We start from the raw sequence: 6,124 nt of genomic DNA, 5'->3' as shown, positions 1-6,124 counted from the left end.
GGCTGGTTCGGCGACAGCATCGCCATCGACCAGCACATGCAGAACAGCCGCATGCGCGCGCTGGAGTTCGATCGTCCGGTGATCCGGGCCACCAACACCGGCGACACCGCCTTCATCGACCACCGCGCCACGGTGACCAAGGAGCTGCCGCGCTTCACGCGCGCGGTGCTCACCGGCTCCGTGCAGGGGCGATCGGGCATCACGCCGTTCGCCTGGTGGGCGTCGCGCCTGGGGTTGTGGCCGCTGTGGGTCATCGCCCTTGCTCCTGTTTTGGGAGCGCTGGCGCGGCGTCGCATGCGTGCGCGACCGTAAAATCGCCCCGATGCTCACGTTCCAGCAAATCATCCTGAAGCTGCAGTCGTACTGGGACGCCCAGGGCTGCGCGCTGCTGCAGCCATACGACATGGAGGTGGGGGCGGGAACGTCGCACACCGCCACCTTCCTGCGCGCCATTGGCCCCGAGCCCTGGAAGGCCGCCTACGTGCAGCCCAGCCGCCGCCCCAAGGACGGCCGCTACGGCGAGAACCCGAACCGCCTGCAGCACTACTACCAGTACCAGGTGGTGCTCAAGCCCGCGCCGGCGAACATCCTGGATCTGTACCTGGGTTCGCTGGCGGCGCTGGGCTTCGACCTGAAGAAGAACGACATCCGCTTCGTCGAGGACGACTGGGAGAACCCGACGCTGGGCGCCTGGGGGCTGGGCTGGGAAGTCTGGCTCAACGGCATGGAAGTCACGCAGTTCACCTACTTCCAGCAGGTCGGCGGCATCGATTGCAAGCCGATCACCGGCGAGATCACCTACGGCCTGGAGCGACTGGCCATGTACCTGCAGGGCGTCGACAACGTCTACGACCTGCAGTGGACCGACGGCCTGAAGTACCGAGACGTCTACCACCAGAACGAGGTGGAGCAGTCGAAGTACAACTTCGAGCACAGCGACGTCGAGTTTCTGTTCACGGCTTTCGGCGCGCACGAAAAGCAGGCCAAGCTGCTGATCGAGGAGAAGCTGGCGTTGCCCGCCTACGAGCAGGTGCTCAAGGCGGGGCATACCTTCAACCTGCTGGACGCCCGCGGCGCCATCAGCGTGACCGAGCGGGCCGCCTACATCGGCCGCATCCGCAACCTGGCGCGCGCCGTCGCGCAAAGCTACCTGGAAAGCCGGGAGCGCCTGGGCTTTCCGATGGCCCCGCGCGAGTGGGTTGCCGAACTGCAGAAGAAGGCCGCCTGATGTCCATGAAGAACCTGTTGCTGGAACTGTTCGTCGAGGAACTGCCACCCAAGGCGCTCAAGAAGCTGGGCGAGGCGTTCGCCAATGTGCTGCTCGAGCAGCTGCGCGCGCAAGGCCTGGCGTCGGCCGAGTCCGCCGTCACGCCCTTCGCCTCGCCGCGCCGGCTGGCCGCGCACGTCACGGCCGTCGCTTCGTCGGCGGCCGACAAGGCGGTGTCGCAAAAGCTGATGCCGGTCAGTGTCGGCCTGGATGCAGCGGGCAACGCGACGCCGGCGCTGTTGAAGAAACTGCAGGCGCTGGGCGCCGACGCCTCCGCGGTGGGGGGCCTGAAGCGGGCCATGGACGGCAAGGCCGAAGCGCTGTTCCACGACAGCCAGGTCAAGGGCGCGTCCCTGGCTGAAGGCTTGCAAAAGGCACTGCTGGAGAGCCTGGCCCGCCTGCCGATCCCCAAGGTCATGACTTACCAGCTCGCCGACGGCTGGACCGATGTCAAGTTCGTGCGCCCGGCGCACGGCCTCGTCGCCTTGCACGGCAGCGACGTAATTCCAATCCAGGCGCTGGGCCTGCAATCGGGTCGCACCACCCAGGGCCACCGCTTCGAAGCGGCGCTTGCCACCGTGAGCTTCGACTGTGCGGACAGCTACGCCGCCACGCTGGCGCGCGACGGCGCCGTCATCGCCGGCTTCGACGACCGCCGCGCCGAGATCGTGCGCCAGTTGCAGCAAGCCGCGCAGCGCGTGGGTGGCGGCGCGCGGCCGATCGACGACGACGCACTGCTGGACGAAGTCACCGCCCTGGTGGAGCGGCCCAACGTGCTGACTTGCGAATTCGAGACCGAATTCCTGGAGGTGCCGCAGGAGTGCCTGATCCTCACGATGAAGGCCAACCAGAAGTATTTCCCGCTGCTGGCCGCCGACGGCAAGCTGACGCACCGGTTCCTGGTGGTCAGCAACATCCGGCCGGAGGACGCCAGCGCGGTGATCGGCGGCAACGAGCGCGTGGTGCGCCCGCGCCTGGCCGACGCCAAGTTCTTCTTCGACCAGGACCGCAAGAAGACGCTGGAGTCGCGCGTGGCCGGCCTGGGCCGCGTGGTCTATCACAACAAGCTGGGCACGCAAGGCGAGCGCATCGAACGCGTTCGCGCGATCGCGCAGCTGGTCGGTTCCAAGATCGGCGGCGACCAGCTGGCGCGGGATGCCGACCTCGCCGCCCGCCTGGCCAAGGCCGACCTGCTGACCGACATGGTCGGCGAATTTCCCGAGCTGCAGGGCATCATGGGCGGCTACTACGCGCGCCATGACGGCCTGGGCGAGGACGTCGCCTTCGCCATCGAAGACCACTACCGGCCCCGCTTTGCCGGTGACGCACTGCCGCGCAACCAGGTCGGCCTGGTGGTGGCGCTGGCCGACAAGCTGGAGACGCTGGCGGGCCTGTTCGCCATCGGCCAGTTGCCGACCGGCGACAAGGACCCGTTCGCGCTGCGCCGCCATGCCCTGGGCGTCGTGCGCATGTTGATGGAGCAGGACCTGCCGCTGGCCCTGGGCGAGCTGGTCGCCGCGGCGCTCGCGCTGTTCCCGCAGGCGCAACCGGTCACGACCGAGCAGCTGACGGACTTCATCTACGAGCGACTGGCCGGCTCGCTGCGCGAGCAGGGCTACAGCGCCCAGGAAGTCGACGCCGTGCTGGCGCTGCGCCCGCAACGGCTGGGCGACGTCGCCAAGCGGCTGGCGGCGGTGCGGGCCTTCGCGGCGTTGCCGGAGGCGCCGGCGCTGGCCGCAGCCAACAAGCGTATCGGCAACATCCTCAAGAAGGCCGAGCGCGCCGACGCCCACGTCAGCGAGACCCTGCTGCAGGAAGACGCCGAAAAAGCGCTGTATGCCGCCACCCGGCAGATCGCGTCGCAAGCCGGTGCGCAGTTCGAAGCGGGCGACTACACCGGTTCGCTGCAGACGCTGGCCGCGCTGCGGGCACCGGTCGATGCGTTTTTCGACGGCGTGATGGTGAACGCCGAACAGGTCGACCTGCGCCTGAACCGGCTGGGGCTGCTGGCCACGCTGCACCAGGCGATGAACCGGGTGGCCGACCTGTCCCGGCTGGCAACGTAAAAGGGCCACGAATGAAGCTCGTCATCCTCGATCGCGACGGCACGATCAACGTCGACAGCGACGAGTTCATCAAGACGCCCGAGGAGTGGCAGCCGCTGCCCGGCGCCCTGGAGGCCATCGCGCGCCTGAACCACGCGGGCTGGCACGTGGCCGTGGCCTCCAACCAGTCGGGCCTTGGCCGCGGACTGTTCGACGTGGTGTCGCTCAACGCCATCCATGCCAAGATGCACAAGGCGGCGGCCGCATTGGGCGGGCGCATCGACGCCGTCTTCTACTGCCCGCACAGCCCGGACGAAGGCTGCCAGTGCCGCAAGCCGCTGCCGGGCCTGTTCGAGCAGATCGGCGAGCGCTTCGGCGTCGACCTGAAAAGCACCCACGTCGTCGGCGACACGGTGCGCGACCTGCAGGCCGGCACGGCCGTCGGCTGCAAGCCGCACCTGGTGCTCACCGGCAAGGCCGAGGCCTTGCGCGGCCAATCCCTGCCCACCACCTTCCCGCCCGGGACCGTGGTGCACGACGACCTGGCGGCCTTCGCCGACTGGCTGATCACGCGTGCCGCAGCGGTGGCGCCGCGCCCGGCGCCTTGAGCCTGCGATACTCCGCGCCCATGGCATTGATTCGTTCCCTCCTGCATGCGCTGGTCATGCTGCTCACCGTCGTGCCCTGGGGCATCTGGATGGTGGCGTCGTCGCTCTGGTCCTCCGGCGAGCAGATGTACTGGAAGGCTGCGCGCTGGCTCGGCTGGCAGATCGATGCGGCCCGCATCCTGTGCGGCATCGAGGTGCGCGTGACCGGCATGGAGAACCTGCCGCAAGGCAAGACCAGCCCCGGCATCCTGCTGGTCAAGCACCAGTCCACCTTCGAGACCTTCCTGATGCCCACGCTGATGCCGCACCCGCTGGCCTACGTGTTCAAGCGGGAACTGATCTACATCCCGTTCTTCGGCTGGGCGATGGGCCGCATGGACATGATCCACATCGACCGCCGCCAGCGCACCCAGGCCTTCAACAAGGTGGTGCAGCAAGGCAAGCGGCTGCTGGCGCAAGGCATCTGGGTGATCATGTTCCCCGAGGGCACGCGCATCCCGCGCGGCCAGCAGGGCGTCTACAAGTCCGGCGGCACCCGGCTGGCGATCGCCACCGGCGCGCCGGTGATCCCGATCGCCGTCACCTCCGCCAAGGTCTGGCCGCGCAAGGCCTTCCTCAAGCGCCCCGGCATCGTCGACGTCTCGATCGGCAAGCCGATCCCGAGCGAGGGTCGCAGCCCGGATGAAATGATGCGCGAGGTCGAGGCCTGGATCGAGCTGGAGATGCGCCGGCTCGATCCCGACGCCTATCCAAAGACCCCAGGCGAACACCCGCCGCAGGTGTAACTCCAGCACGCGACGCCAGCCCGCCCTTAAAATCGCGGCCCATGCAGTCTCCGTTTCAGCTCCTCCTCGACCTGTTCGACGAGCCGAAACTCACCCGTCCTCCCACGCCCGTCCCCCTGGTCGCCGCACCTGCGGTAGAGCCGGCCGCGCCGCCGGCCGAAAGCCTGGAGCAGGTGCTGGCGCCGCACGCCTTCCGCCACCCGGACGCGAACCGCGAGATCCTGCTGGGCGAGGTGCTGGTGGGCTACGAGTTCCGGCGCGGCAAGCGCAAGAACATCGGCTTTTCCGTCGGCCCCGAGGGCCTGGTGGTCAGCGCGCCGCGCTGGGTCGGCATCGGCGAGGTCGAGGCGGCCGTGCGCGGCAAGTCGCGCTGGATCGTCAACAAACTGGAGCAGTCGCGCGAGCGCCGCGAGCGGCTGGAGGCGGCGCGCATCGAATGGCAGGACGGCGCCACCTTTCCCTTCCTGGGCGAGCAGGTGATCCTGGTGCTGGACCCGCGCCACGACTTCCGCGAAACCGGAGGCATGCTGCACACCGACACCGAGACACTGCCGGGCATGGCACGCATGACGCTGCACATCGGGCTGGCGCAGAACGCGCAGCCCTCGCAGATCCGCGACGCGGTGCAGGCCTGGCTGATGCGCCAGGCCAAGCGGATCTTCACAGAACGGCTGGAGCTTTATGCGCCCAGACTGGGCGTGCAGTGGCGCAAGCTCACCCTGAGCAGCGCCAGCACGCTGTGGGGCACGGCCAAGACCGACGGCTCGATCCGCCTGAACTGGCGGCTGGTGCACTTTCGCATGCCGGTGATCGACTACGTGGTGGCCCACGAGCTGAGCCACCTGCGCGTGATGGACCACAGTCCGCGCTTCTGGGAGACGGTCAAGACCGTCGTGCCGAACTACACGGAACTGAGAGCCCAGCTCAAGGACGAAACGGCGCCGGCCTGGTGACCGCAGGCGGGTGTTGACGTTGACGTCAACGTCAGATGTAATGGACCGGATGGCCTCGTCCAGCGTTTCTACCTACACCATCAGCGACCTGGCGCGCGAGTTCGAGCTGACCACGCGCGCGATCCGCTTCTACGAAGACATGGGGCTGTTGCAGCCGGAGCGCTCCGGCCCCGGCGGGCGCAACCGCATCTACACCACGCGCGACCGCACCCGGCTCAGGCTCACGCTGCGGGCCAAGCGCCTGGGGCTGTCGCTGACCGAGGCGCGCGAGCTGATCGACATGTACGACAGCCCACGCGACACCGGGCCGCAGCTGCGCAAGTTCCTGGCCATCCTGGCCGAGCACCGGGGGCAGCTGGAGGAACAGATGGCCGAAATGCAGGCCAACCTGGACGAGGTGCGCAGCCACGAAAAGGAAGCGCGGGCCTTGCTGGCGCGCATGGACAAGACCGCCAAGTCATAGTTG

Annotated in this window: 7 protein-coding genes; all 7 read left to right on the top strand. The window is 68.3% G+C overall.

Annotated features, from left to right (window positions below; genetic code table 11):
* Positions 1–312, top strand: a 312-nt coding sequence (locus JWP65_RS12350) for a nitrilase-related carbon-nitrogen hydrolase (protein ID WP_299764104.1), incomplete at its 5' end; no start/stop codon positions are given.
* A gap of 10 nt (positions 313–322) precedes the next feature.
* Positions 323–1,228, top strand: a complete 906-nt coding sequence (gene glyQ / locus JWP65_RS12345) for a glycine--tRNA ligase subunit alpha (RefSeq protein WP_299764102.1) — start codon at positions 323–325, stop codon at positions 1,226–1,228.
* Positions 1,228–3,333, top strand: a complete 2,106-nt coding sequence (gene glyS / locus JWP65_RS12340) for a glycine--tRNA ligase subunit beta (protein ID WP_299764101.1) — start codon at positions 1,228–1,230, stop codon at positions 3,331–3,333. The genes glyQ and glyS overlap by 1 nt, the downstream gene beginning before the upstream one ends.
* Before the next feature lie 11 nt (positions 3,334–3,344).
* Positions 3,345–3,920: a D-glycero-beta-D-manno-heptose 1,7-bisphosphate 7-phosphatase gene (gmhB, locus tag JWP65_RS12335; RefSeq protein ID WP_299764099.1), complete on the top strand. Its 576-nt coding sequence runs from the start codon at positions 3,345–3,347 to the stop codon at positions 3,918–3,920.
* 20 nt (positions 3,921–3,940) lie between these two features.
* Positions 3,941–4,705, top strand: a complete 765-nt coding sequence (locus JWP65_RS12330; protein ID WP_299764097.1) for a 1-acyl-sn-glycerol-3-phosphate acyltransferase — start codon at positions 3,941–3,943, stop codon at positions 4,703–4,705.
* 41 nt (positions 4,706–4,746) lie between these two features.
* Positions 4,747–5,658, top strand: a complete 912-nt coding sequence (locus JWP65_RS12325; protein WP_299764095.1) for a M48 family metallopeptidase — start codon at positions 4,747–4,749, stop codon at positions 5,656–5,658.
* Positions 5,659–5,707: 49 nt separating this feature from the next.
* Positions 5,708–6,121 carry a MerR family DNA-binding transcriptional regulator gene (locus tag JWP65_RS12320; protein ID WP_299764093.1) on the top strand — a complete coding sequence of 138 codons (414 nt, stop codon included), beginning with the start codon at positions 5,708–5,710 and terminating at the stop codon, positions 6,119–6,121.
* Positions 6,122–6,124: the final 3 nt, after the last annotated feature.

The organism is Ramlibacter sp. (assembly GCF_028292805.1).
In the GTDB taxonomy this organism is placed as follows: domain Bacteria; phylum Pseudomonadota; class Gammaproteobacteria; order Burkholderiales; family Burkholderiaceae_C; genus Ramlibacter.
The sequence above is the reverse complement of the archived record's forward strand: the minus strand, read 5'-3'. Positions and strand labels throughout refer to the sequence as shown.